This is a genomic window from Pseudomonas sp. 10C3 (assembly GCF_036346185.1).
In the GTDB taxonomy this organism is placed as follows: Bacteria; Pseudomonadota; Gammaproteobacteria; order Pseudomonadales; family Pseudomonadaceae; genus Aquipseudomonas.
Genome location: NZ_JASJVE010000020.1, coordinates 12,827 through 34,358 on the forward strand (window position 1 = coordinate 12,827; position 21,532 = coordinate 34,358).

General features: G+C 57.5%; 22 protein-coding genes. 9 read left to right on the forward strand and 13 right to left on the reverse strand.

All coding sequences use genetic code 11. The annotated features are described in order from the left end of the window. Positions 1–33: 33 nt before the first annotated feature. From QN399_RS19430 to rlmF, 4 genes are all read left to right on the forward strand, one after another. Positions 34–462 (forward strand): DNA polymerase III subunit chi, encoded by a 429-nt coding sequence (locus QN399_RS19430; protein WP_330201442.1) that lies wholly within the window; start codon positions 34–36, stop codon positions 460–462. A gap of 7 nt (positions 463–469) precedes the next feature. Beyond that, positions 470–898, forward strand: coding sequence for a DNA polymerase III subunit chi (locus tag QN399_RS19435; protein ID WP_322178035.1), 429 nt, complete (start codon positions 470–472; stop codon positions 896–898). A gap of 161 nt (positions 899–1,059) precedes the next feature. Beyond that, positions 1,060–3,906, forward strand: coding sequence for a valine--tRNA ligase (locus QN399_RS19440; protein ID WP_219060937.1), 2,847 nt, complete (start codon positions 1,060–1,062; stop codon positions 3,904–3,906). Between the two features lie 177 nt (positions 3,907–4,083). Next, on the forward strand, positions 4,084–5,085 hold the full coding sequence (gene rlmF / locus QN399_RS19445) for a 23S rRNA (adenine(1618)-N(6))-methyltransferase RlmF (protein WP_322178034.1): 1,002 nt from the start codon (positions 4,084–4,086) through the stop codon (positions 5,083–5,085). Positions 5,086–5,191: 106 nt separating this feature from the next. On the opposite strand, the gene QN399_RS19450 is transcribed toward rlmF, so the two are convergent. Further along, positions 5,192–5,473: an HU family DNA-binding protein gene (locus QN399_RS19450; protein ID WP_219060935.1), complete on the reverse strand. Its 282-nt coding sequence runs from the start codon at positions 5,471–5,473 to the stop codon at positions 5,192–5,194. 416 nt (positions 5,474–5,889) lie between these two features. Here QN399_RS19450 and yejK point away from each other — a divergent pair, with 416 nt between their 5' ends. Together yejK and QN399_RS19460 are read left to right on the forward strand one after the other, a co-directional pair. Further along, positions 5,890–6,891 (forward strand): nucleoid-associated protein YejK, encoded by a 1,002-nt coding sequence (gene yejK / locus QN399_RS19455; RefSeq protein WP_219060934.1) that lies wholly within the window; start codon positions 5,890–5,892, stop codon positions 6,889–6,891. Between the two features lie 22 nt (positions 6,892–6,913). Beyond that, positions 6,914–7,264, forward strand: a complete 351-nt coding sequence (locus tag QN399_RS19460) for a glutaredoxin family protein (protein ID WP_322178033.1) — start codon at positions 6,914–6,916, stop codon at positions 7,262–7,264. A 38-nt stretch (positions 7,265–7,302) separates the two neighbouring features. On the opposite strand, the gene QN399_RS19465 is transcribed toward QN399_RS19460, so the two are convergent. From QN399_RS19465 to QN399_RS19480, 4 genes are all read right to left on the reverse strand, one after another. After that, a complete protein-coding gene (locus tag QN399_RS19465) occupies positions 7,303–8,235 on the reverse strand; it encodes a glutathione S-transferase family protein (protein WP_322215171.1) in 933 nt (310 codons plus the stop codon). Positions 8,236–8,318: 83 nt separating this feature from the next. Continuing rightward, complete coding sequence (locus tag QN399_RS19470; RefSeq protein WP_322178031.1) at positions 8,319–8,648, reverse strand: GIY-YIG nuclease family protein; 330 nt, start codon at positions 8,646–8,648, stop codon at positions 8,319–8,321. Between the two features lie 42 nt (positions 8,649–8,690). Continuing rightward, positions 8,691–9,161 (reverse strand): nuclear transport factor 2 family protein, encoded by a 471-nt coding sequence (locus QN399_RS19475; protein ID WP_322215188.1) that lies wholly within the window; start codon positions 9,159–9,161, stop codon positions 8,691–8,693. A 110-nt stretch (positions 9,162–9,271) separates the two neighbouring features. After that, the gene (locus tag QN399_RS19480; protein ID WP_322215172.1) at positions 9,272–10,549 is read right to left on the reverse strand and encodes a CynX/NimT family MFS transporter; all 1,278 of its coding nucleotides are present in this window, start codon (positions 10,547–10,549) and stop codon (positions 9,272–9,274) included. Positions 10,550–10,879: 330 nt separating this feature from the next. On the opposite strand from QN399_RS19480, the gene QN399_RS19485 reads away from it, so the two are divergent. After that, a complete protein-coding gene (locus tag QN399_RS19485; protein WP_322178029.1) occupies positions 10,880–11,455 on the forward strand; it encodes a hypothetical protein in 576 nt (191 codons plus the stop codon). An 82-nt stretch (positions 11,456–11,537) separates the two neighbouring features. Here QN399_RS19485 and QN399_RS19490 read toward each other — a convergent pair whose 3' ends face one another. From QN399_RS19490 to QN399_RS19505, 4 genes are all read right to left on the reverse strand, one after another. After that, positions 11,538–12,302: an amino acid ABC transporter ATP-binding protein gene (locus QN399_RS19490; RefSeq protein WP_322178028.1), complete on the reverse strand. Its 765-nt coding sequence runs from the start codon at positions 12,300–12,302 to the stop codon at positions 11,538–11,540. 10 nt (positions 12,303–12,312) lie between these two features. Continuing rightward, the gene (locus QN399_RS19495; RefSeq protein ID WP_322178027.1) at positions 12,313–13,410 is read right to left on the reverse strand and encodes an amino acid ABC transporter permease; all 1,098 of its coding nucleotides are present in this window, start codon (positions 13,408–13,410) and stop codon (positions 12,313–12,315) included. A gap of 10 nt (positions 13,411–13,420) precedes the next feature. After that, the gene (locus tag QN399_RS19500) at positions 13,421–14,602 is read right to left on the reverse strand and encodes an amino acid ABC transporter permease (RefSeq protein WP_330201443.1); all 1,182 of its coding nucleotides are present in this window, start codon (positions 14,600–14,602) and stop codon (positions 13,421–13,423) included. Positions 14,603–14,672: 70 nt separating this feature from the next. Then, a complete protein-coding gene (locus tag QN399_RS19505) occupies positions 14,673–15,701 on the reverse strand; it encodes an amino acid ABC transporter substrate-binding protein (protein WP_330201444.1) in 1,029 nt (342 codons plus the stop codon). Between the two features lie 479 nt (positions 15,702–16,180). Here QN399_RS19505 and QN399_RS19510 point away from each other — a divergent pair, with 479 nt between their 5' ends. Beyond that, on the forward strand, positions 16,181–16,837 hold the full coding sequence (locus tag QN399_RS19510; protein WP_322178024.1) for an alpha/beta fold hydrolase: 657 nt from the start codon (positions 16,181–16,183) through the stop codon (positions 16,835–16,837). A 147-nt stretch (positions 16,838–16,984) separates the two neighbouring features. Beyond that, complete coding sequence (gene rhlB, locus QN399_RS19515; RefSeq protein WP_322178023.1) at positions 16,985–18,463, forward strand: ATP-dependent RNA helicase RhlB; 1,479 nt, start codon at positions 16,985–16,987, stop codon at positions 18,461–18,463. A 106-nt stretch (positions 18,464–18,569) separates the two neighbouring features. Here the strand turns inward: rhlB and moaE are convergent, their stop codons facing one another. From moaE to QN399_RS19535, 4 genes are all read right to left on the reverse strand, one after another. Next, positions 18,570–19,028 (reverse strand): molybdopterin synthase catalytic subunit MoaE, encoded by a 459-nt coding sequence (moaE, locus tag QN399_RS19520; protein WP_322178022.1) that lies wholly within the window; start codon positions 19,026–19,028, stop codon positions 18,570–18,572. Positions 19,029–19,030: 2 nt separating this feature from the next. After that, positions 19,031–19,276, reverse strand: coding sequence for a MoaD/ThiS family protein (locus QN399_RS19525; protein WP_322178021.1), 246 nt, complete (start codon positions 19,274–19,276; stop codon positions 19,031–19,033). Further along, a complete protein-coding gene (gene moaC, locus QN399_RS19530; RefSeq protein WP_322178020.1) occupies positions 19,273–19,758 on the reverse strand; it encodes a cyclic pyranopterin monophosphate synthase MoaC in 486 nt (161 codons plus the stop codon). Before moaC ends, QN399_RS19525 begins: the two co-directional genes overlap by 4 nt. A 115-nt stretch (positions 19,759–19,873) precedes the next feature. After that, entirely contained in the window at positions 19,874–21,268 is a 1,395-nt protein-coding gene (locus tag QN399_RS19535; protein WP_322178019.1) for a PhoH family protein, read from the reverse strand. Between the last annotated feature and the right edge of the window lie 264 nt (positions 21,269–21,532).

The following is a 21,532-nucleotide window of genomic DNA, read 5'->3' on the forward strand; positions in this document are numbered from 1 at the left end:
TTTGGCTGATACGCCCTGCGCTCTGGAGCTGACATGACTCAAGTCGACTTTTATATCCTGCCCAGCGCTGACCCGCTGGCACGCCTGGACTTCGCCTGCAAACTCAGCGAAAAAGCCTGGCGCTTGGGCCACAGGGTGTACATCCATTGCAGCGATGCCGCCCAGCGCGACGATCTCGACGCCCGGCTGTGGCGCTTCAAGGGCGAAAGCTTCGTGCCCCATGGCGCTGCGGAAGACGATCAGGACGCACCCGTCGTTTTAGGCCTGGGCGATGACCCTGGGCGCCATCAGGATCTGCTGGTCAATCTGGACCTGCGCATCCCCGATTTTTTCAAGCGTTTTGCCCGCGTGGCGGAAGTCGTGGTAGAAGACCCTGCGATTCGTCAGGCCGCACGAGAGAGCTTCCGCTTCTATCGTGAACAGGGCTATCCTCTGCAAGATCACCGGTTACAGCGTCTCTGAGCACACGATGGATACTCAAAAACCCCTGAAAGACTCCGCACATCTGCTGGATGACCTTGAGTCGATCCGCCAATTACTCGGCGATGACTCCTTGCAACCGCCGTTGCTGACCGACTCGGTCGCCAGCGACGTACAGATTCCGTTACTGTTCAACGTGGTGGGCGCTCAGGCGACTGCACACACCGACACGGATGACACCGACTCCGATGCCGACGAGGCGGACATTCCAACCCTGACGCCAGAACCTCCGGCGACACAACCCGAACCCGTCAGCGCCAATCCAGATCGCCTGTTGCACCTGGAAAGCGAATTGCGCGCCGCTGCGCAATTGATCATGCAAGATGTTATCGACGACTTCGCCCCGCACATAGAAACCGAAATCAAACGCCGCCTTGATGCGCGGATGGAACGGTTGCTGAGTCAATATCAAGGTTGAGCAACGGCTTACCCCTGCAGGAGCGGGCTTGCCCGCGCCTGCACATTCCATGAACCGGCATTTTTATCCCGCTGGTGATCGCCTCGCTCTACGCCCCGCTGTTCATCCCCGTTATACTTGTCGGCTTTCCTGAATTAATGCCTATTAGGGTCCCGCCGCGCATGGATAAGACCTACCAGCCGCACGCTATTGAAACTTCCTGGTACCAAACCTGGGAGTCCGAGAACTATTTCGCTCCGCAAGGCACGGGTGACGCATACACCATCATGATCCCGCCGCCGAACGTCACCGGCAGCCTGCACATGGGTCACGGCTTCAATAACGCGATCATGGACGCCCTGATCCGTTTCCGCCGCATGCAGGGTCGCAACACCCTGTGGCAGCCGGGTACCGACCACGCCGGTATCGCCACGCAGATGCTGGTAGAGCGCCAGATCGAAGCTCAAGGTCTGAGCCGTCACGACCTCGGCCGTGAAAAATTCCTCGAAAAAATCTGGGAATGGAAGGATCAGTCAGGTGGCAACATCAGCCGGCAGATCCGCCGTCTGGGTTCATCCGTGGACTGGAACCGCGAGCGTTTCACCATGGACGACGGCCTGTCCGATGCCGTCAAAGAAGCCTTCGTGCGCCTGCATGAAGACGGCTTGATCTATCGCGGCAAGCGTCTGGTCAACTGGGACACCAAGCTGCACACGGCGATCTCCGATCTGGAAGTGGAAAACCACGACGAGAAAGGTCACCTGTGGAACCTGCGTTATCCACTGGCTGACGGCGCTCAAACCGCTGACGGCCTGGATTATCTGGTCGTAGCCACCACGCGTCCGGAAACCATGCTGGGCGACGCCGCTGTAGCGGTTAACCCGGAAGACGAGCGCTATAAAGCCCTGATCGGCAAATTCGTCGAACTGCCACTAGTGGGCCGTCGTATCCCGATCATCGCTGATGATTACTGCGATCCTGAATTCGGCACCGGCTGCGTGAAGATCACGCCAGCCCACGACTTCAACGACTATGAAGTCGGCAAGCGCCATAATCTGCCGCTGCTGAACATCTTCGACAAGAACGCCGCCGTGCTACCTGTCGCGCAGGTGTTCAACATCGACGGCACACTCAACGATCAAGTGGATGGCACTCTGCCCGCAGCCTACGCCGGTCTCGACCGTTTCGAAGCGCGCAAGCAGATCGTCGCCGCCCTCGATGAAATGGGTTTGCTGGTCAGTGTCGATGACCACGCGCTGAAAGTGCCCAAGGGCGACCGCTCCGGGACCATTATCGAACCGTGGCTGACCGATCAGTGGTACGTCTCCACCAAGCCGTTGGCCGAACCGGCCATCGCCGCCGTGGAAGATGGCCGCATCGCCTTCGTGCCCAAGCAGTACGAAAACATGTACTTCTCGTGGATGCGTGACATCCAGGACTGGTGCATCAGCCGTCAACTCTGGTGGGGCCACCGCATCCCGGCCTGGTACGACGAGTCCGGCAAAGTCTATGTCGGCCGCGACGAAGCCGAAGTGCGCGCCAAGCACAACCTGGGCCCGGACATCGCCCTGCAACAGGACAACGACGTTCTCGACACATGGTTCAGCTCCGGGCTTTGGACCTTTTCGACCTTGGGTTGGCCGGAAAAAACCGAAGCACTCAAGACCTTCCACTCCACCGACGTGCTGGTTACCGGCTTCGACATCATTTTCTTCTGGGTCGCCCGGATGATCATGCTGACCATGCATTTGGTGAAGAACGAAGACGGCACGCCGCAGGTTCCGTTCAAGACCGTGTACGTGCATGGTCTGGTACGCGACGGCCAGGGTCAAAAGATGTCCAAGTCCAAGGGCAACGTCCTTGACCCACTGGACATCATCGACGGCATCGAACTCGAAGACCTGGTCGCCAAGCGCACCACCGGGCTGATGCAGCCGAAACTGCTGAAGAAAATCGAAAAGCAGACCCGTGAGGAGTTCGCCGACGGTATCGCCAGCTATGGCACCGACGCCCTGCGCTTTACGTTCTGCTCGCTGGCCTCCACCGGCCGCGACATCAAGTTCGACATGGGCCGCGTCGAAGGCTATCGCAACTTCTGCAACAAGATCTGGAACGCCGCACGCTACGTTCTGGACAAGGGTGAAGACTGCGGCCAGAACGGCGAAGCGGTAGAGCTGTCGCTGGCGGATCGCTGGATCATCTCCCAGCTGCAACGCACTGAAAGCGAAGTGACCCGACACCTCGACCAGTTCCGCTTCGACCTCGCGGCACAGGCATTGTATGAGTTCATCTGGAACCAGTATTGCGACTGGTACCTGGAACTGTCCAAGCCGGTATTGTGGGACGAAACCGCACCGGTCGAGCGTCAGCGCGGCACCCGCCGTACGCTGGTACGGGTACTGGAAGTCGCTTTGCGTCTGGCTCACCCGTTCATGCCCTTCATCACCGAAGAGATCTGGCAGCGCCTGGCGCCACTGGCTGGCGTGAGCGGCAAGACGATCATGCTGCAACCGTGGCCAGTGGCCAACGAAGCACGCATCGATCAGGCCGCCGAAGACGATATCGAGTGGCTCAAGGGCCTGATGCTCGGCACCCGCAACATTCGCGGGGAAATGAACATCGGCCCAGGCAAGCCGCTGCAATTGTTCCTCAAGAACGTCAGCGCCGAAGATCAGCGTCGCCTGACCGAAAACGACTACCTGTTGAAAAAACTGGCCAAGCTCGAATCCATCACCGTGTTGGCTGAGGGCGTTGAAGCGCCGCTGTCTGCCACAGCGCTGGTGGGCGAGATGGAAGTGCTGGTGCCGATGGCCGGCTTGATCGACAAAGCCGCCGAGCTGGCGCGCCTGGACAAGGAAATCCTGCGCCTGCAAGGTGAAGTGCAACGCGTCGGAGGCAAGCTGTCCAACGCCGCCTTCGTCGACAAGGCTCCACCTGAAGTCATCGCCAAAGAACGCGCCAAAATGGCCGAAGCCGAACAGGCTTTGGGCAAGCTGGCTGAGCAACACGCACGGATCGCCAGTTTGTAAGGGCGACAAGTAAGACTGGCTCGCAAGCGAGCCAGTGGCACCCTGTAGGAGCTGCCGAAGGCTGCGATCGACTGCGAAGCGGTCGTGACCTTAAATAAGCGAAGGTTGTTTCAACCTTATCGCAGCCTTCGGCAGCTCCTACAGGGCTACGCCTACACTCCACAGAATTGACTCCTCATGACAGCTCCACGCACACCTAAAGCACCCAGCAAACCCGCCGAGCCCCGTGAAAAAGCGACCCTGCATCCCCGTAACCGCCATCAAGGCCGTTACGACTTTGCGCAGTTGATCAAAAGCAGCCCGGAACTGGCCGAATTCGTGGTCATCAATCCCTATGGCAAGGAAAGCATCGACTTCGCCAACCCGACTGCCGTGCGGGTGTTCAACCGGGCCTTGCTCAAGTCCTATTATGGCGTTGCCCACTGGGATATCCCGGCGGACTATCTTTGCCCGCCGATTCCAGGGCGTGCCGATTACTTGCACTTCATCGCTGACCTGTTGGCCAGCAGCAACGACGGCGTTATCCCGCGCGGGGCGTCGATTCGTGCGCTGGATATCGGCATGGGCGCCAACTGCGTCTATCCGTTGATCGGTCACAGCGACTATGGCTGGCAGTTCCTCGGCTCGGAAATCGATCCGACTGCTGTTGCGGCCGCTACTGCCATCGTCAAGTCCAATGGCCTGAGCAAAGCCATCAGCCTGCGCCTGCAAAGCAATCGCTCGCATATCCTTCTGGATCTGCTGCGCAGCGACGAACGTTTCGACCTGAGCGTGTGCAACCCGCCGTTCCACGCCTCAATCGACGAAGCGCAGCGCGGCAGTCAACGCAAATGGCGCGCCCTCGGCAAGGCTGACCCCAAGCGCAAATTGCCAGTCTTGAACTTTGGTGGGCAGTCGCAGGAATTGTGGTGCGAAGGCGGCGAAATTGGCTTCGTGACGCAACTGATCAATGAGAGCAAGCAAGTACCGCGGCAAGTATTCTGGTTCAGTACGCTGGTGTCGAAAGCCTCCAATCTGGCCTCGATTCAAAGCACGCTGAAAAAAGCCGGAGTTGTGGAAAGCCACGTGGTGGAAATGTCCCAAGGCCAGAAGCAGAGCCGCTTCGTTGCCTGGACTTTCCTCGATAAAGCACAGCAGCAAGCATGGCGCCTAGAGCGCTGGGCATCTGCCAAAAGCTGAGTTCATGCTGGATGGGTTTACCGCAGGCCTGAAAAAGCCGTGCCCGGAGTGATCCGGAGCACGGCTTTTTTACAGCAAGTAAAACGGCCCTTAAGGCCGCGTCAGCTTACTTGTTAACCGAATCGGTCAACCCTTTAGCAGGTACGAACTTGATCACTTTTTTGGCAGCGATTTCAATGGCAGCGCCCGTCGACGGGTTACGGCCAGTGCGAGCTGGACGCTCGGTCACTTTCAATTTACCAATGCCAGGCAAAGTGATTTCAGCGCCATTTTCCAGTTGGTCAGCAACAATTTGGCCCAATTGCTCAAGAGCATTACGCGCGGTGGTTTTTGGCGCGTCGATAGCTTCAGCGATATCGGCGATCAATTGGTCTTTAGTCAGAGCCATGGTGGTGTTCCTTCCCTATCAAATTCATGTGGATTGCAGAATGCGGCATCGGCCCGGGGCCAGACAATGAATCCGGCCCTCCAGTAGCAGCCACGATTAATCGCGAAATGTAGATACTGAAACCGGGCTTTGGTTCGACCTGACGCTTACAAACTGCATGCTTAGCGCCCTTCAAGTGCGCAAGACCGGGCAAAACTAGCACAGAGACGCTCAAATATCCGCACCTACCTACCCATTTGGTCAGCTTTAGAGCGTTAGAGCATGAAAAATACAGGGCAAACGTCTGATTCAGGCCAAAACCCGTGTCTTGCGAGGCGTTCTGGCAGTGCCCAAGGTGCGTTACACTGCCCGACCTTGAATTGAGCGCGGGCTCCAACGCAGCTCTTCATCATCCGTTTACCCCAGCCGAGAAGCCCATGCCGATCCGTCATTGCATCGTCCACCTGATCGACAAAAAACCCGACGGTACGCCAGCAGTCCTGCATGCGCGCGACTCCGAACTCGCTGAGTCCCAGGCCATCGAGCACATGCTCGCCGACCTCAACGAGAGCTATAACGCGAAACAAGGCAAAGCCTGGGGCTTTTTCCATGCCGAATCCGGCGCGCACCCTTTCAGCGGCTGGTTGAAGGAATATCTGGAAGGCGGCAAGGATTTCACCGCATTCAGTCGGGTTGCCGTCGAGCACCTGCAGAAGCTGATGGAAGAATCCAACCTCTCGGTCGGTGGTCACGTTTTGTTCGCCCACTACCAACAAGGCATGACCGACTACCTGGCCATCGCCCTGTTGCACCACAGTGAAGGCGTGGCGGTGAATGCCGAACTGGACGTGACGCCGTCGCGCCATCTGGACCTGGGCCAATTGCACCTGGCCGCACGGGTGAATATTTCCGAGTGGCAGAACAACAAGCAGTCCAAGCAGTACATTTCCTTCATCAAGGGTAAGAACGGGAAAAAGGTTTCGGAATACTTCCGTGACTTCATCGGCTGCCAGGAAGGTGTCGATGGCCCCGGCGAAACCCGCACCCTGCTCAAGGCCTTCAGCGACTTCGTGGAGAGCGAAGATCTGCCGGAAGAGTCCGCCCGCGAGAAAACCAAGACGCTGGTCGACTACGCCAGCAGCCAAAGCAAGATCGGCGAGCCGATGGGCCTGGAAGTGCTTTCAGGGCTGATCGACGAAGAGCGTCCACGCGCATTCTATGAGCACATCCGCAACAAGGACTACGGCCTGTCTCCGGAGATCCCGGCGGATAAGCGCACCCTGAATCAGTTCCGTCGCTTCACCGGCCGCGCAGAGGGCCTATCGATCAGTTTCGAAGCCCATTTGCTGGGCGACAAGATCGAGTACGACGAAGAGGCTGGCACCTTGATCATCAAAGGTCTGCCCACCCAACTCACTGACCAGTTGAAGCGCCGGTGATGGTTAAACAGGGATCTGGCAGATGCTGACGCGCACGCTGAAAAAGTTTCTGCTGATCATGCTGGTGGTTGTGGCTTACCAGAACTGGGGCAAGATCGAGCACCTGTTCTCGCCGTCCTCGACAGTCGCGACCCAACGTCAAGCGCAGGCCAACGTCGTGCTGTACGCCACCGACTGGTGCGGCTACTGCAAAAAGACCCGACGTTTTCTCGACAGCAAAGGCATCCCGTACAAAGAGTTTGATATCGAGAAGTCAGCCGAAGGGCGCAAGGCCTATGAAGCCCTGGGTGGACGCGGCATCCCGCTGATCGACGTGAACGGTACGTTGATCAGGGGATTCAGCCCGGAAGCGATCCTGGCAGCGCTGAAATGATGTCAGCCGTGCCCGAAAGCAGGCGCAGGCCCCTCAGCTCAGCGCGCCTCGATCCGAAATCCAAAGCGCGGAAAGTGCACATGCACCACACCCGCGCGCTCGTCCTCGCGACGCAGAATCAGCTCTTCACGACCCGCAAAGACTAACTCGCCTTCCACCGGATCGACGCCGTAGTCGACGGCGGAGATGGCCACTTTCTGGCCAGGGGTGAAGCCGTTCGGGTCCTCAAAGACCTCGTCCGGCAGCGCTGCAGGCGTAGCGTTGCGAGCGATCTCCAAAGCGTCTGTGGCACTCATGTCGCTGAACGCACCGTGACCGAAACCCAACACTCGATTCAACCACATCGACACCGCCGGGTAGGCATCGACAAACGGTGCGGTGACGGGGGTCTGCTTGAGAAACCACAGGGTGTGGGCCAGGGAGAAGTCGGCAATGGAGGCCTCACCGAACAGGAAGTCACCATTGCGCTCCAGTTGCAGCTCCAGCCGGGATATCAGGGTCGGCCATTGATGCTTTGCCTGCTCCAGCGTCAGGCGTGATGCGGTGCCGCCACTGAACAACTCGGTACGGTCGGCGATGAAGGCTTTGACCGCCTCCGGCGGTGCTTTGGCAAAACGCAGGGCGATAGATTCTGGCTGGAACACCAGGCTCACGGCATGCTGGAACATGATCGAATCGGACCAGGCAGCGAAACTTGCCACGGTGAATTCCTGGCCTTCGGGGAAAAACGTGGGTGAGGCTTTCTGCTGTTCCAGACGGCGAGCCATCAAGGCCGTGTCGCAATAGATATCGGCCCCCACTTGCAGCACCGGCGTCTTGCGATACCCCCCGGTCAATGCGGTCAGGTCAGGCTTGGGCATGACGGGTGAAATCATCACCGAGCGCCACGACAGCCCTTTGAAGCCCAGGATCAAACGGGCCTTTTCGGAAAACGGCGAGGCTGGGTAATGGTGCAGGATCAGCTCTGTCATGTTCGGTCGCCCTTCAGATGGAAAGTCAGCAGCTTACCTGCCTGAGTCCTGCGAGCCTACCCGGTCAGTTTGATAACCGCTCATCACGCCGATGGATTAACAACTGCACTCAACACCAAGGCTTCCTTCGCGCTTTTTTTCAGTTGCTTGATCAAGCGTTCCTGACGCAAGGCTTCACGCTTATCACAGCAGGCTTCGGTGTAGACCAGCGCGACCGCCGGGCTGGAATAGAAGAACCGCGCACCCTTGCCACTTTGATGGGCGGCAAAACGGCGCTGGGGATCATCACTGATGCCGCAGTACAACGAACCGTTGGCTGCACGCACCAGATAGACGAACCAGGGCTTGCTGGCATTGATCGTCACCAGCGCATCGTCGGCCGGTGTCAGGGAAGCTTCTTGCATGGTGGTCATGAACGCAGGCAGTTAGAGCGAGTGAACGATCTTAGCAGAGCGTCAGCGCCCGGCCTGGAAAGCTTTCAGGCCTTTCTGCGCCTGAGCCCGAATCGCATTCTGCACAAACGGCGTCCAGCCCAATAACAAGCCTTTGGTGCCCAAGGCCTGACGCGACCAGCGCCACAGGTCGAAATGGTCGTGGTGTTCGCAGATCTTGCCGTCGCGAAACACAAAGCGCGCCTGGATATCATTGACCACCGTATTGCCCGTCTGACTGAACAGGTAAGTCGCGACCCAATGTGCGCCGCCGGTACGCTCGTCCGCACGGAGGTTATCGAAGACCACGGAAAACTCTTTGGCCCGTGAGGTCAACATGCGCCACATGTCACCGGCTTGCCGTCCGCGCAGCTCGCCAAACACCGGATCACTGAACAGAACGTCCTCGGTGTAGCAGGCGCTCATAGCATCCGCGTCCAGCCGGTTGAACGCTTGGTAAAACTCCGTGATCACTGCGTTGTTGGCATCACTCAGGCGTGTTGCTTCGCTCATACAGTCCGGTTCCATGGCTCACGAAAGATGCCTGCACGATAGCCTGCAACCCATGCCCTGACTATCTGCATTCGCGACGAGAATACCGTCGCTCAGACTTTCTCGCTGTGGACCTGTACGTACAACGCACGCCCGGCGCCCAGCCCGAAAACGATCGCGGCCAGACCGACAACAGCGAAAATCCAGCCAACGGCATTCCAGCCACCGGTCAAGTCATGAACGATACCCACCGCGAACGGCCCCAGGGAAGCGAGGGTATAACCGAAGCCTTGAGCCATGCTCGACAGGTTGGCCGCGACATGTGAATCCCGCGAGCGCAACACGATCAGGGTCAGCGCAAGGCTGAAGGTCCCGCCCTGCCCCAGGCCCAAAACAATTGCCCAACCCCACAGACCGTCGAGCGGCCCATAGAGGCAACCGAACAAACCGCCGAGCGTCAGCAGCATCACCACCAAAATCGCCAGCCGCTGGTCCTTCCCGCGTGTCGCCAGCCAAGGCGCAGTCAGGGCACTGATCAGTTGCACCATGATCGAACCGGACAACACCAGACCCGCTTGGGTCGGGGACAGACCACGGCTGATCAGAATCGATGGCAACCAACCAAACACGATGTATGCCAGCGATGATTGCAGGCCCATATAAAGGGTGACTTGCCATGCCAGTCGATCACGCAGCAATCCACGCACACGGTAGGCGACTCGGTGCAGACCATGCTCCTGACGTGTCTGGGGTAACCAGAACACAGCCGCGAGCATTGCTGGAATGATCCAGAAACCAAGGCCCGTCGCCCAACTGTTGTCGAAATACTGGCTTAACGGAACGGTCGAGCCGGCAGCCATCGCTGCGCCCAGACACAAGGCCATGGTGTAGACGCCCGTCATGGTCCCGGCCTGTTTGGCGAAATCCCGTTTAACGATCCCCGGCAGCAACACACCGATGATGCCGATGCTCGCCCCGGCCAGAATACTGCCTGCAAACAGCCCCGTTTCACCGAATGAACTGCGCAGAATGATCCCGCCCGCCAGCGTCAGCAAAATGCCCAATACCACCCGCTCGCTGCCAAAACGCCGCGCCAGAATCGGCGCCAGCGGCGCGAACAATCCCAGACACAGCACGGGCAACGTAGTCAGTAATCCGGCTTTAGCCGCCGACAGGCCCAGGCTTTTCGAGACGTCGCTGAGCATCGGCGCCATGCTCGACAACGCCGGACGCAGGTTCAAGGCGACCAATACCAGCCCCAGTAACAACAGCCAGGGACGTATTAGTACCGGATGATGTTGCTGCACCTGCTCATCGTCAGCTTCGGCATCGATCAGCAGTTCATTGATGTCACGGGGGCCTGTGCTCGCCTGAGGCGCCTTAGTCGTCATTTGATTCTCTGGTCAGGTTCTGGATCAGACCGGGCATCCTGTTGGAGAACGACAGAGAACACAAGGTTGGTCAATCTGTGGGCTTGCCTTCGAATCCCTTAACGCGGCGTGTCAGATATACCGCCATCGCGCATAAATATATGAAACTCAGAAACGTCCTACATACCTCCCCGTGGCCTTCGCAGACAAGTCTGTCTCCTACGATGGTCTGGGTCCGGTCTACGCGGAAGTTTCTTACATAGATAACGGAAATGGCCGGCTTCCATGGGTCTGGCAGGGTGTTATTAAACGTGGCGCTAATTATCGCGCTAAACACGCCAAGGAGGTTCGATGTCTGCCAATCCCTATGCTACGCCGCAGTCCGCACTGGAAGTCACTCAAGAGGACGAGTCGGCTTTTTTCGTCGTATCGATAACAAAGCTAGCCATAATGTTCATCATGACGTCCGGGCTTTATTATGTTTACTGGTCATATAAAAACTGGAAGATTTATAAGGACTCGACGGGTGCCAGTATTTGGCCAGGTGCCAGAGGATTATTTAATATATTTTTTGTGTATGTGCTTTTTCAGCGTATCAATCAAGGCATTGAACATTCCGGTCGTCATTTGGCCTGGTTTCCCAAATTTCGTGCTATTGCTCTGATAGGGTTGACCTTGATTGGGATGGGCCAGGGTCTGCTTGCCGGCTTCGGGCTGAGCGCGGCGGTGTCCCTGGTCTTGCTATGTGCCGAGACCTACCTGCTGATCGGCGCGCAACGGGCCATCAATTATCTGGAGGATGATTCACGGGGTGAGAGCAATGCCAGATTTACGCTGCTTAACTACGCGTGGATGCTGCTGGGGCTTTGCTTGTGGGGTTTCAGTGTCATTACTCTCATGGGCATGAGGGACCTTGGGATTCTGTAATCGACACGCTCCTTGGGGAAATGCAACAGCCATAAAAAACCCGGACCAAAGCCCGGGTTTCTTTATGCTGCCTGTCACCAAATCAATGCAGAATCTGGCTCAGGAACAACTTGGTGCGGTCGCTTTGCGGGTTGTCGAAGAAGTCGTTTGGCGCGGCCTCTTCGACGATTTCACCCTTGTCCATGAAGATCACCCGGTTTGCCACGGTGCGGGCAAAGCCCATTTCGTGGGTTACGCAGAGCATGGTCATGCCGTCTTCTGCGAGGCTGACCATGGTGTCGAGCACTTCCTTGACCATTTCTGGATCGAGGGCCGAGGTCGGCTCATCGAACAGCATGATTTTCGGCTTCATGCACAGGGCACGAGCAATCGCCACACGCTGCTGCTGACCACCGGAAAGCTGGCCAGGGTATTTGTGCGCCTGCTCTGGAATCCGCACCCGCTCCAGGTAATGCATGGCGATTTCTTCAGCCTTGCGCTTAGGCATCTTGCGCACCCACATCGGCGCCAACGTGCAGTTTTGCAAGATGGTCAGGTGCGGGAACAGATTGAAATGCTGGAACACCATGCCCACTTCACGCCGGATCGCTTCAATCTGCTTGAGATCGTTGGTCAGTTCAGTGCCGTCGACAATGATGCGACCCTGCTGGTGCTCTTCCAGACGGTTGATACAGCGGATCGTGGTCGACTTGCCCGAACCCGAAGGTCCGCATAACACGATACGCTCGCCCTGCCGGACGTTCAGGTTGATGTCTTTCAACACGTGGAACTGGCCGTACCACTTGTGCACGCCCTGCATCTGGATCATGCCTTCAGCGCCCAGAGGCTGTTTGATTGCTTCACTCATCACAAAACTCCTAACGCTTGTGGCCTGTGTCCAACTTACGCTCCAAATGCATGGAGTAGCGGGACATGCCGAAACAGAAGATCCAGAACACCAGGGCCGCGAAGACATAGCCTTCGGTGGCCATACCGAGCCATTTCGGGTCGGCGGCGGCTTGCTTGACGCTGTTGAGCAGGTCGAACAAGCCAATGATGATCACCAGACTGGTGTCCTTGAACAGGGCAATAAAGGTGTTCACGATGCCCGGAATCACCAGTTTCAACGCTTGCGGCAGAATCACCAGACCCATGCTGCGCCAGTAACCCAGGCCCATGGCAGCGGCCGCTTCGTACTGACCTTTGGGGATGGCCTGCAAACCACCGCGCACCACTTCAGCCACATAGGCCGACTGGAACAGGATCACCCCGATCAAGGCCCGTAGCAACTTGTCGAAGCTCATGCCTTCGGGCAGGAACAACGGCAACATCACCGAGGACATGAACAGCACGGTAATCAACGGAACGCCGCGCCAGAACTCGATGAACGTCACGCAGACCACACGAATCGCCGGCATTTTCGAACGTCGACCCAAGGCCAGCACAATACCCAGTGGCAGAGCGCCGGCGATGCCTACGGTGGCGATGACCAGGGTCAGCATCAAGCCGCCCCATTGGCTGGTCGCCACGTTGGCCAGGCCGAAAGTGCCGCCGTGCATCAGGAAGTACGCCACAGTCGGGTAGATCACCAGAAAGCACAGCCCGTAAACGGCCTTGCGTGGGAACTTCGAGACAAACAAGGGCGCGGCACCGATAACCGCCAACAACACGGTCAGGTCGATGCGCCAGCGCAGTTCGACGGGGTAGTAGCCGTACATGAACTGGCCGAAACGTTGCTCGATGAACACCCAGCATGCACCGGCCTTGGTGCAGTCGGCGCGGGTAGTACCGACCCAGTTGGCATCGAAAATCGTCCATCCCAATAAAGGCGGAACGATCAACCAGACCAGGTAGAAAGCAAACAGCGTCAGCAGGGTATTGAGCCAACTGGAGAACAGGTTGGCCCGCATCCACGCCACGACACCCACGCTTAGCGTGGGGGGTGGCATGTCGGGTTTGAAAGTATGGGTTGTCATGCGCTTTTCCTCACCGTTCGATCAGCGCAATGCGCTTGTTGTACCAGTTCATCAGCAGCGAAATGCTGATACTGATCGCCAGGTAAACGCTCATGGTGATCGCAATCACCTCGATAGCCTGACCGGTCTGATTGAGCACCGTGCCAGCAAACAACGAAACCATTTCCGGGTAACCGATACCGGCTGCCAGCGAAGAGTTCTTCGCCAGGTTCAGGTATTGGCTGGTCAGCGGTGGAATGATCACCCGCAGGGCTTGCGGGATGATGACCTTGCGCAGGGTCGGGCCAGGGCGCAGGCCCAACGAGCGCGCCGCCTCGGTCTGACCGTGGCTCACCGACTTGATCCCGGAACGCACGATTTCGGCGATAAACGCCGCTGTGTACACGGTCAAGGCGATGGTCAGGGCCAGCAGTTCCGGGATCATTACCCAGCCGCCGACGAAGTTGAAGCCCTTGAGTTCTGGCATTTCCCAGTGCAGCGGATTGCCCGATATCAGAACGCACAGCGCCGGAATCACCAGCATCAAGACCAAGCCAGCCCAGAACTTGTGGAAAGGCACGCCGGTGGCTTCGAAGCGTTTGTTGGCCCAGCGGACCATCAGAATGACGGCGACGACGGCCACCACCACGCTGCCCAGAAACGGCCAGAAAGCGTCGGTCAGGGTCGCGCCCGGCATGTTCAAGCCGCGATTACTGAAAAAGAACATACCGCCAATGCTATGGCTGCCGCGCGGACCCGGCATGGTCAGGAAGACGGCGAAGTACCAAAACAGAATTTGCAGCAATGGCGGGATATTACGGAAAACCTCGACGTAAACCGTGGCTAGCTTGCTGATCATCCAGTTAGGTGACAACCGGGCAACGCCAACGATGAAGCCCAGCAGCGTCGCCAGCACGACACCAATGACCGTCACCAGCAAAGTGTTCAGCAGACCGATAACGAACACCCGTGCATACGTGTCGGATTCGGTGTAATCGATCAAATGTTGAGCGATGCCAAAACCGGCGCTCCGATCAAGGAAGCCGAACCCGGACGTGATACCGCGATGCTGAAGGTTTGTCTGGGTGTTATCGAACAGATACCAACCCATGAAGATCACCACGCCAATCGTGATGATCTGGAATAGCCACGCACGCACTTTAGGATCGCTGAGGGAAAACCTCTGCTTTGGTGCGCCGATTTGATTTTGCATGAAGTGCCCCATGAAGATTGGAACAGAACAACGCTCGGTAACGGTTAAAGGTTACCGAGCGCAGGGCCTATCAGCGCACTGGAGGTGCGTATTGAATGCCGCCGTTGTTCCACAGCGCGTTCAGACCACGGTCGATCTTCAGCGGAGTGCTTTGTCCGAGGTTCTTCTCAAAGACTTCGCCGTAGTTACCGACCTGTTTAACGATCTGTACGACCCAGTCTTTCGGCAGTTTCAGGTCTTTACCGTATTCACCGTCAGTACCGAGCAAGCGAGCAACGTCCGGGTTTTTGCTGGCTTTGGCTTCTTCTACAACGTTTTTCGACGTAACGCCCATTTCCTCAGCGTTAACCATGGCGAACAGGGTCCACTTGACGATGGAGAACCAGTCTTCGTCGCCCTTACGCACGACAGGGCCCAGTGGCTCCTTGGAGATGGTCTCAGGCATTACCACGTAATCGTCTGGGCTCGCCAGTTTGCTACGCTGTGCGAACAGCTGCGATTTGTCGGAGGTCAGCACATCACAACGACCGCTTTCCAGCGACTTGGCGCTTTCGTCAGAGGTGTCGAACGTGATCGGGGTGTACTTAAGCTTGTTGGCGCGGAAGAAGTCGGAAACGTTCAGCTCAGTCGTAGTACCGGCCTGGATACAGATGGTCGCGCCATCCAGTTCCTTGGCGCTTTTAACACCCAGCTTTTTGTTTACCAGAAAGCCAACGCCGTCGTAGTACGTCACGCCGGCAAACACCAGGCCCATGCCCGCGTCACGGGAACTGGTCCAGGTGGTGTTACGCGACAGCACGTCGATTTCGCCCGATTGCAGCGCAGTGAAGCGCTCTTTGGCGTTCAACTGACTGAACTTGACCTTGGTAGCGTCACCAAAGACAGCAGCAGCGACAGCGCGACAAACGTCAGCGTCGATACCCAGGATCTTGCCTGTCGAGTCTGGAACCGAAAAACCTGGCAGGCCATCACTGACACCGCACTGAACAAAACCCTTTTTGTGAATGGCGTCGAGGGTCGCGCCTGCGTGAGCAAAACTGCTAACACCGAGAACCGCTGCCGCCGTCAGTACAGCCAGGGTGGATTTCAACATCTTCATTCAAACCTCCAGTTTGCTCTTTGTTGTGTAGGAGCTTGAGTCCCGTCGCACCCTTGTGAGGCGTTAATGACCCGTGCTGGCTTATTTTTGGGTCACGCAACGTAAGACCTGGACCACGAGTCTGGCGCGAGATCTACCCGACACCACCGACCCGCAGCCCGTCAATCGGCCGAATGGACTGAAGCCCCCATGATGTCCGCTGGACCAGTCCGGTACAGAACGAACCGTACGCAGAATATTGATACATGGGTTACAAGCTCCCCCGCGGCCATCAGTCGCCTGATAGTGTTACCGTCCGGGGTGAGCGCATTCACTCCGAAGGTTGTATAGCAAAGCCCGTACCAGCATGCTGGCAATGTCGAATTAGCGACACATCAACGGCAAAACTTGTAACCTTGCGACATCGTCCAAACCTATTTTTTGAATGCGCCCTGTACTAACGCACTGCGAAAGAGCGCACGCACACTAATGGAGCAGCCATGACCACCCCTTTGACCCTCCAACCCGTAAAGACCGCCGATGCCTGCGTCATCTGGTTACATGGCTTGGGCGCCGACCGTTACGATTTCATGCCTGTCGCTGAAACGCTGCAAGCGACGTTGCTGACAACACGCTTCGTTTTGCCCCAGGCCCCGACCCGCGCAGTCACCATAAATGGTGGCTACGAGATGCCCAGCTGGTACGACATTCTGGCCATGAGCCCGGCCCGGGCCATCAGTCACGAGCAGCTTGAGACATCGGCTCAGATGCTCCTGAACCTGATCGAAGAGCAGAGCGACAGCGGCATCGACCCGGCACGAATCTTCCTGGCCGGTTTCTCCCAAGGTGGCGCGGTGGTATTGCACACCGCATTCCTGCGCTGGCAGGGGCCATTGGGCGGTGTGCTTGCGCTGTCCACTTACGCGCCTACCTTCAGTGATCAACTGACCCTTTCTGCGAGCCAACAACGGACCCCCGCGTATTGCTTGCACGGGCACTATGATGATGTGGTGCAAAATTCCATGGGGCGCACCGCGTATGAGTACCTGAAAGCCTTGGGCGTCACCGCAACATGGCAGGAATACCCAATGGGCCACGAAGTGTTACCGCAGGAAATTACCGACATTGGCGTTTGGTTGGCGCAAAAGCTGCGTTAATCGTTCAATCAGAGCGGACAAATGCCACCTGAAGCGCGCTGAGAAGCCCTGATTTGACATGTCGTGTAGGGCATTTGGCATGGCACTACGCCGCGCCCGGTTCTTGCTTTACACTGCCTGTCGTATATTCCTTAATCAATTGACGAGATGACCGTGCTCAGAGCACTCAAAAAGATGTTCGGTAAAAGCGAGGCTGAGCAGCTCGCGCCCAGCCCCATCGCTCCTTCGCCTGCTGCTATCGGCCCAACCGAGGGCGATCAACGGCCACACAACGCAAAAAAATCGGTACCTGCCAGCACGCCTGTCCAGGATCAGCACACGCACATCGAATCCGCAAAAGTCGAACAACCCAAGGCCGAGCGCCCGCGCCGTGAACGCGCACCAAAACCACCGGTCATCGCCTGGAAGCCTGAAGACTTCGTCGTAGAGCCACAGGAAGGCAAAACCCGCTTTCACGACTTCAACCTGTCGCCCGAACTGATGCACGCCATCCACGACCTGGGTTTCCCGTATTGCACGCCAATCCAGGCCGAAGTATTGGGCTTTACCCTCGCGGGCAAAGACGCCATCGGTCGCGCGCAAACCGGCACCGGCAAAACCGCCGCATTCTTGATTTCGATCATTACGCAGCTGGAACAGACCCCGCCACCCAAAGAGCGCTACATGGGCGAACCGCGTGCCCTGATCATCGCCCCAACCCGCGAGCTGGTGGTGCAGATCGCCAAGGATGCGGCCAGCCTGACCAAATACACCGGCCTCAACGTCATGACATTCGTCGGAGGCATGGACTTCGACAAGCAGCTCAAGCAGCTCGAAGCCCGCCACTGCGACATTCTGGTGGCCACACCGGGCCGTCTGCTGGACTTCAACCAGCGCGGCGAAGTGCACCTGGACATGGTCGAAGTGATGGTCCTGGACGAAGCCGACCGCATGCTCGACATGGGCTTCATCCCGCAAGTGCGCCAGATTATTCGCCAGACCCCACACAAGGGCGAACGCCAGACCCTGCTGTTCTCCGCGACCTTCACCGAAGACGTGATGAACCTCGCCAAGCAGTGGACCACCGATCCGGCCATCGTCGAAATCGAAGCGGAAAACGTGGCCAGCGAAATGGTCGAGCAGCATATCTATGCCGTGGCCGCCGCCGACAAGTACAAGTTGCTCTACAACCTCGTAACCGAGAACAACTGGGAACGCGTGATGGTCTTCGCCAACCGCAAGGATGAAGTGCGGCGCATCGAAGAGCGTCTGGTGCGTGATGGCGTAAACGCCGCGCAGTTGTCCGGCGATGTCCCGCAGCACAAACGCATCAAGACCCTGGAAGGCTTCCGCGAAGGTAAAATTCGTGTCTTGGTGGCCACCGATGTCGCAGGTCGCGGGATTCATATCGACGGCATCAGCCACGTGATCAACTTCACCCTGCCCGAAGTGCCGGACGATTATGTGCACCGCATCGGCCGTACCGGTCGTGCTGGCGCCAGCGGTGTCTCGATCAGCTTTGCCGGGGAAGATGACTCCTATCAGTTGCCTTCGATCGAAGCGCTGTTAGGCCGCAAGATCAGCTGCGAAACGCCACCAACCGAGTTGTTGAAACCGGTGGTGCGCAAGAGCGCTCAGCCTTTGTAAAAGACCACTGCATCATAAAAAAAAGCGCATCCCGGTTTCGGTGATGCGCTTTTTTTTGCTCCGTGAAATCAGGAGCCCATGTATTCGCAAAGAAGCCAGTTCGGGATCAGGTCTTATCGACCCAACGCCCCGCCGCCGCGTGATCACTGTCGCGGCCTTCGACCCAGTGTGGGCCGTCGAGGGAGGTCTCTTTCTTCCAGAACGGTGCGCGGGTTTTTAGATAGTCCATCACGAACGCGCAGGCATCGAATGCCGCTTGCCGGTGAGCACTGGCAACGCCGACAAAGACTATTGGCTCGCCAGGCTCTAGAGCGCCCACCCGGTGCAGTACCTCTAGCCTGAGCAAAGGCCAGCGCTGTTCGGCTTCAGCGGCGATTTTGCCAAGCGCCTTTTCGGTCATGCCGGGGTAATGCTCCAGGAACATCCCCGCGACCTCCCGCCCCTCGTTGAAGTCGCGCACATAGCCAATGAAGCTGACCACCGCACCAACCCCCACATTGGCAGCGTGCAAGGCATTCACTTCGACGCCCGGATCGAACGCAGCTGTCTGCACCCGAATTGCCATATTCAGCCTCCGGTCACGGTAGGGAAGAACGCCACTTCATCGCCTGATACCAGCGGCTCGTCGAGCTGACACAGCTCCTCGTTGCGGGCGCACATCAGGTTTTGTTCGGCCAACACCTGCCACACACCACCACGCAGTACCAAATGCGTACGCAGTGCGTCGAGGGTGGCGAACTCGCCGTCTACCGTTTCGGTATCCAGCCCCAAGGCCTCGCGATAACGAGCGAAATACAGGACTTTAAAGGTCATTGCGCGTCCACCGGCTCTTCAGCAATGAAGTGACCACTCTTACCGCCGAGCTTTTCCAGCAGGCGGACGTTTTCGATGATCATGCCGCGATCCACCGCCTTGCACATGTCATAGATAGTCAGCGCAGCGACACTCGCCGCCGTCAGCGCTTCCATTTCCACGCCGGTCTGCCCGGACAGTTTGCAGCGGGCGACGATGCGCACCGCATCTTCACCGTCCGCGCTCAACTCGACCTTGACGCCGGTCAGCAGCAACGGATGACACAGCGGGATCAAATCCGAGGTTTTCTTTGCCGCTTGAATGCCGGCAATACGTGCCACGGCGAACACGTCCCCTTTGGGATGACCACCACTGACAATCATTTGCAGGGTTTCAGGGCGCATACGCACAAACGCTTGGGCCACAGCCTCACGGAACGTCACGTTTTTGTCGGTGACGTCGACCATATTGGCGCGACCTTGGGAATCGAGATGAGTTAGCACAGCGTTACTCCTGAATAGGAGTGGGGATTGTAAACCTAAAACTGGAACTACCTCATTAACTGCAGGAGCGAACATGTTCGCTCCTGCAGGTTCATCCACAGCTCTCAATCAAGCGTTACAAATGGCTCTCCGCATACTCAGCGAGGATCGAACGTGGCACCCCTTGCAGGGTGATGTGCACACCATTGGGGAAGTCTTTGAAACGCTCCGTCAGGTAAGTGAGGCCAGAACTGGTGGCCGACAGGTACGGGGTATCGATTTGCGCCAGGTTACCCAGGCAGACCACTTTGGAACCGGAACCGGCACGGGTGATGATGGTTTTCATCTGGTGCGGTGTGAGGTTCTGGCATTCGTCGATCAGGATCAGGCTTTGCTGGAAACTGCGTCCACGGATGTAGTTGAGGGATTTGAACTGCAACGGCACTTTGCTGAGGATGTAGTCGACACTGCCATGGGTGTTTTCGTCATCCATGTGCAGCGCTTCCAGGTTATCAGTGATGGCGCCGAGCCACGGCTCCATTTTTTCTGCTTCGGTGCCGGGTAGGAAGCCAATCTCCTGATCCAGCCCCTGCACGCTGCGGGTGGCGATAATGCGCCGATAGCGCTTGCTGACCATGGTCTGCTCGATGGCTGCCGCCAAGGCGAGAATGGTTTTACCCGAACCGGCTGCGCCCGACAGATTGACCAGATGGATGTCTGGATCAAGCAAGGCAAACAACGCCAGGCCTTGGTAGATGTCCCGTGGCTTCAGGCCCCAGGCTTCCTGGTGCAACAAAGGCTCCTGATGCATGTCGAGAATCAGCAGTTCATCGGCCTGGATACCTTTGATCCAGCCGACAAAACCTTGCGCATCGATGATGAACTCATTGATGTGCACTGCCGGCAGGTTGTCGATGAGTTGCACCCGATGCCATGTGCGGCCGTGATCCTGGCGAGTTTCGACCTTGCTGACACGGTCCCAGAAGGAGCCGGTCATGGTGTGGTAGCCGCGCGACAGCATGGACACGTCGTCGACCAGTTGGTCGGTGCTGTAATCCTCTGCGGCGATCCCACACGCCCGCGCCTTGAGGCGCATGTTGATGTCTTTGGTCACCAGCACTACAGGCAAGTCCTTATTGCGCACGTGCAGGTCGATCAATTGGTTAATGATGATGTTGTCGTTCAGGTGCTCGGGCAACAAGCTGTTGGGCTCGGCCCGCTTGTTCATCAGGATCGAAAGAAAGCCTTTGCAGATGCCTGTGCCACGATCGATCGGTACGCCCTGTTCAACCTCCTCCGGTGTCGCGTTGCCCAGTGTCTTGTCGATCAGACGAATCGCCTGACGGCACTCGGCAGCAACCGAATGCTTGCCGGCCTTGAGCTTGTCCAGCTCTTCGAGGACGGTCATGGGGATAGTGACGTGATGCTCTTCGAAATTCAGCAGTGCGTTTGGATCATGGATCAATACGTTGGTATCGAGCACGTAAAGGATTGGCTGGTTAGAAGAAGGGGTGCGTCCGTGATCATCCATACTCGCTCACCTTTTTAGAAGCCAAGCAACGCAATACAACAACAGTTCTGCGCCACGGAAAGGCCGCCGTAGCTCTCCTCTTCAGGCAGAGGAAAAAATGCTCAAGATGGGTCTGGGATGACGCCACCTGTGTTGCAGGTTTCGGCGGTCTGTATTGGTAATACCGCAAAACTCATGACAGAAAAAAGCACTTTGACGTTTTTTTGAAGTTTATTTTTCAGCATGACGAATAGCGCTTGGCGAGACCGTAAAGCACCGTTACAG

Coding starts and splice junctions, on each gene's coding strand:
- QN399_RS19470 (WP_322178031.1), bottom strand. CDS start 8,648: ATGACCACCATGCAAGAAGCTTCCCTGACACCGGCCGACGATGCGCTG.
- QN399_RS19490 (WP_322178028.1), bottom strand. CDS start 12,302: ATGAGTGAAGCAATCAAACAGCCTCTGGGCGCTGAAGGCATGATCCAG.
- QN399_RS19480 (WP_322215172.1), bottom strand. CDS start 10,549: ATGACGACTAAGGCGCCTCAGGCGAGCACAGGCCCCCGTGACATCAAT.
- QN399_RS19440 (WP_219060937.1), top strand. CDS start 1,060: ATGGATAAGACCTACCAGCCGCACGCTATTGAAACTTCCTGGTACCAA.
- rhlB (WP_322178023.1), top strand. CDS start 16,985: ATGACCGTGCTCAGAGCACTCAAAAAGATGTTCGGTAAAAGCGAGGCT.
- QN399_RS19495 (WP_322178027.1), bottom strand. CDS start 13,410: ATGACAACCCATACTTTCAAACCCGACATGCCACCCCCCACGCTAAGC.
- QN399_RS19465 (WP_322215171.1), bottom strand. CDS start 8,235: ATGACAGAGCTGATCCTGCACCATTACCCAGCCTCGCCGTTTTCCGAA.
- QN399_RS19525 (WP_322178021.1), bottom strand. CDS start 19,276: ATGACCTTTAAAGTCCTGTATTTCGCTCGTTATCGCGAGGCCTTGGGG.
- moaE (WP_322178022.1), bottom strand. CDS start 19,028: ATGGCAATTCGGGTGCAGACAGCTGCGTTCGATCCGGGCGTCGAAGTG.
- QN399_RS19450 (WP_219060935.1), bottom strand. CDS start 5,473: ATGGCTCTGACTAAAGACCAATTGATCGCCGATATCGCTGAAGCTATC.
- yejK (WP_219060934.1), top strand. CDS start 5,890: ATGCCGATCCGTCATTGCATCGTCCACCTGATCGACAAAAAACCCGAC.
- QN399_RS19510 (WP_322178024.1), top strand. CDS start 16,181: ATGACCACCCCTTTGACCCTCCAACCCGTAAAGACCGCCGATGCCTGC.
- rlmF (WP_322178034.1), top strand. CDS start 4,084: ATGACAGCTCCACGCACACCTAAAGCACCCAGCAAACCCGCCGAGCCC.
- QN399_RS19505 (WP_330201444.1), bottom strand. CDS start 15,701: ATGAAGATGTTGAAATCCACCCTGGCTGTACTGACGGCGGCAGCGGTT.
- QN399_RS19485 (WP_322178029.1), top strand. CDS start 10,880: ATGTCTGCCAATCCCTATGCTACGCCGCAGTCCGCACTGGAAGTCACT.
- QN399_RS19460 (WP_322178033.1), top strand. CDS start 6,914: ATGCTGACGCGCACGCTGAAAAAGTTTCTGCTGATCATGCTGGTGGTT.
- QN399_RS19435 (WP_322178035.1), top strand. CDS start 470: ATGGATACTCAAAAACCCCTGAAAGACTCCGCACATCTGCTGGATGAC.
- QN399_RS19535 (WP_322178019.1), bottom strand. CDS start 21,268: ATGGATGATCACGGACGCACCCCTTCTTCTAACCAGCCAATCCTTTAC.
- QN399_RS19500 (WP_330201443.1), bottom strand. CDS start 14,602: ATGCAAAATCAAATCGGCGCACCAAAGCAGAGGTTTTCCCTCAGCGAT.
- QN399_RS19430 (WP_330201442.1), top strand. CDS start 34: ATGACTCAAGTCGACTTTTATATCCTGCCCAGCGCTGACCCGCTGGCA.